The organism is Pontibacter sp. HJ8 (genome assembly GCF_054824225.1).
Window position 1 is genome coordinate 1 of record NZ_JSYF01000557.1, and the last position, 3,014, is coordinate 3,014.

Genomic DNA, 3,014 nt, shown 5'->3' on the forward strand with positions numbered 1-3,014 from the left:
TAGCTAAAAACAACTTACTATAGTATAATGAAAAACATACTTACTTTGATATTGACTGTAATAATGTTTACGGCTTATGGTCAGACGGCACAAGAGCATTTTCAAAATGGTATCGCCAAGCATGAGCAGCAAGATTTCAAAGGCGCAATCAAAGATTATGATAAGGCCATAAAGGCAGATGGAAATAACAAGCATGCTTATTTCAACAGAGGAACATCTAAGTTAGCCCTGAAAGACTTTAAAGCTGCTTTAGCTGACTTCAATAAAACTATAGAACTTGATCCAAAGTTTGAGGACGCTTATTACAGCAGAGCAACAGTTTATGTAAGCCAGGAAAAGTACCTGGACGCTTTACCAGACCTTGACAAAGCAATTGAATTAGACCCAGCTCTACCTAATGCTCTAACGCTTAGAGGCCAAATACGAGCTCAATCAGGGAATAAAAAGGGAGCCTGCGAAGATTTTACAAATGCTCAAAGCAGAGGAGATAAACAAGCCGCGAAATACTTAAGCCAGTTTTGTGGTAATGAGCAATTAGCTGGTGAGTCACTAATGTTGGATTGGCCGGAAAATGAAAATTGGAAAATAGGAAGCAGCCAGGAAAATGCTGATATGGCTGTTATTGAGCTTATTCATACCGATGAAACACTAGAAAACTGGACAGAATTTGGCTACATGAGTTCTATAAAAGGTGTTACAAATGTTCCTGTGGACAAAGCAATGAACTTAATGTATGAGCAGGCAAAGAAAAATTCCCCAAATGCCAAATTAACCTTCATTGAGAAAGAAGAAAGCGTTGAACATCCTTGGATTCTATTTACCATTGAAGCTCCAAGCTTTAAAAATGATAAAAGACCAGAGTCCCAGCTTTGGTACGTGGTGCAGGGCAAAACTTCTCTTTACACCAATTTTAGAGCTGTAAAACAGCCCACCGTTCCGTCCGATTTAAGGGAGAAATGGATCCGTTTTTTCAAAACAGGGAAGATTGTATATAAATAGAATCGCTATTAGAGAAAGTGCAAGGATATCTATTCTACCAGCAAGACAATCATCAATTACAGTTTAGCTGAAACCCCATACATACTTCCCAATAACCAAACCTGCTCTGAACATGCATACAGAATGGCATTTCCCGGTAATGATTTTTGCCTCCTTGCTTGTCTTCTTGCTCGTGATCAGAGCGGTTTTGCCAAGGCAGGAATTTAGACAGAAAAAGTATACCATTATGCTGCTCTCCATTTGGGTGGTCGTTGTGGGGATGTTGTTTGGTAAATACGGCGCTACCTGGGGCTTGCCCTGGTGGATCTACTACCCAGTTCCTATGTTGATGACAGTCTTGTTACCGCCGTACATCTTAAAGCTGAGAAAGGCTAAAACGATGCTGTATCTGATCTTAAGTTTTCTGTCGGCGCCTTTCATACACCTATTTTTCTCTTTTTTCTTCGGCTGGACAGAGTATTTGCCTTTTTGGGAGATTCCCCGCTGGGTGGATCTTGCCGCTCGTATTTCCTGGTAGAAGAAGTAATGGCAAGACCCGGGCTGTCAACTCGCGCTGGCAGGAGTTATTCCAGCCAAAGCCAGGAAGTTGATAATAGATTCGCCCATTTACGATGGCAACCCATAAGCATACAGCTTATTCTTTACCTAAAATAAAATTAGATCATGAATAAATACGGACTCCACGGAAAATTAAAAGCGACTAAAGGGAATGGTGACAAGCTTGCTTCTATCCTGCTTGAAGCTGCAAAGCTGGTAGCAACGGCTAAAGGCTGCCAGCTTTATATCGTGAGCAAAAGCAAAGACGATGAGCATACTGTTTGGGTGACGGAGGTCTGGGACAGTAAAGAAGACCATGATAACTCATTGAAGGTAGAAGGGGTACGGGAATTGATCTCTCAGGCAATGCCTATACTGGACGGAATGCCCGAGAAAGGGCTGGAGCTTGAAATTTTAGGTGGGGCAGGTATAGAGTAGGTAATAGCAACCCCCGCTCGTGGGAGCAAGTTTACCTTCGGCACCTGGCCAGGCAGTTAGCAGCAAGTATAAAATCAAAACGCTATACTTCACACGTCATGAAAGCAGCAGTACATACCCAATACGGACCACCCGAAGTGGTAAGCATAAGGGAAGTTCCCAAGCCTGAGCCGAAAGACAATGAAGTGCTGATACGGGTCTATGCCTCTACCGTTAACCGCACCGACAGCGGGTTCCGAAGCGCTGAATATTTCATTTCGAGGTTCTGGAGCGGCCTGCTCCGGCCCAACTACCAGATATTGGGTTGTGAGTTCGCCGGCCAGGTAGAGGCTGTGGGCAAAGATGTGAAAGCAGTAAAAGTTGGCGAGAAAGTGTTCGGCTATAACGACAAAAAGTGTGGGGGACATGGCCAGTACATAACCCTGGAGGAACACGACGCCTTTACGACTATGCCAACCGGCCTGACCTACGAAGAGGCCGCCCCGATCACAGAAGGAGCCCATTATGCGCTGGGCCATATCCGGGCAGCGAAAGTTACGAGCGGGCAAGCTGTGCTGGTATATGGGGCAACGGGTGCTATTGGTTCGGCTGCGGTACAACTGCTCAAACACTTCGGGGCGCACGTAACGGCCGTATGCCATACCCAACATGTAGCACTCGTCAAATCCCTGGGGGCCGATGTGGTCATCGATTACACGCAGGAAGATTATGCCCAGGCAGGCCGCAGGTATAGTGTAGTGTTCGATGCCGTCGGGAAAACATCGTTCGGGCATTGCAAACCGGTCCTGACGGAACAGGGCATTTACATCTCTACAGAACTCGGCAAGAACTGGGAGAATATTTATCTGGCACTGCTAACGCCGCTGCGGCGGGGCAGAAAGGTATTGTTTCCTATACCTACCATTAGCAAGGCAGATGTGGAGTTCCTGAAGCAACTGGTAGAGCAGAACCAATTTAAACCTGTACTGGACCGGAGCTATACCTTAGAGCAGATTGTGGACGCTTATAAATACGTGGAGACAGGGCAGAAAACAGGCAAT

General features: G+C 45.5%; 4 protein-coding genes. All 4 read left to right on the forward strand.

Annotation, left to right across the window (positions count from 1 at the left end; translation table 11 throughout):
• Positions 1 to 27: 27 nt before the first annotated feature.
• Positions 28 to 999, forward strand: a complete 972-nt coding sequence (locus tag OB13_RS19335; protein ID WP_461491827.1) for a tetratricopeptide repeat protein — start codon at positions 28 to 30, stop codon at positions 997 to 999.
• A 112-nt stretch (positions 1,000 to 1,111) separates the two neighbouring features.
• Entirely contained in the window at positions 1,112 to 1,516 is a 405-nt protein-coding gene (locus OB13_RS19340; protein ID WP_461491828.1) for a hypothetical protein, read from the forward strand.
• Between the two features lie 146 nt (positions 1,517 to 1,662).
• Entirely contained in the window at positions 1,663 to 1,974 is a 312-nt protein-coding gene (locus OB13_RS19345) for a putative quinol monooxygenase (RefSeq protein WP_461491829.1), read from the forward strand.
• Positions 1,975 to 2,072: 98 nt separating this feature from the next.
• Positions 2,073 to 3,014, forward strand: a 942-nt coding sequence (locus OB13_RS19350; RefSeq protein ID WP_461491830.1) for an NAD(P)-dependent alcohol dehydrogenase, incomplete at its 3' end; no start/stop codon positions are given.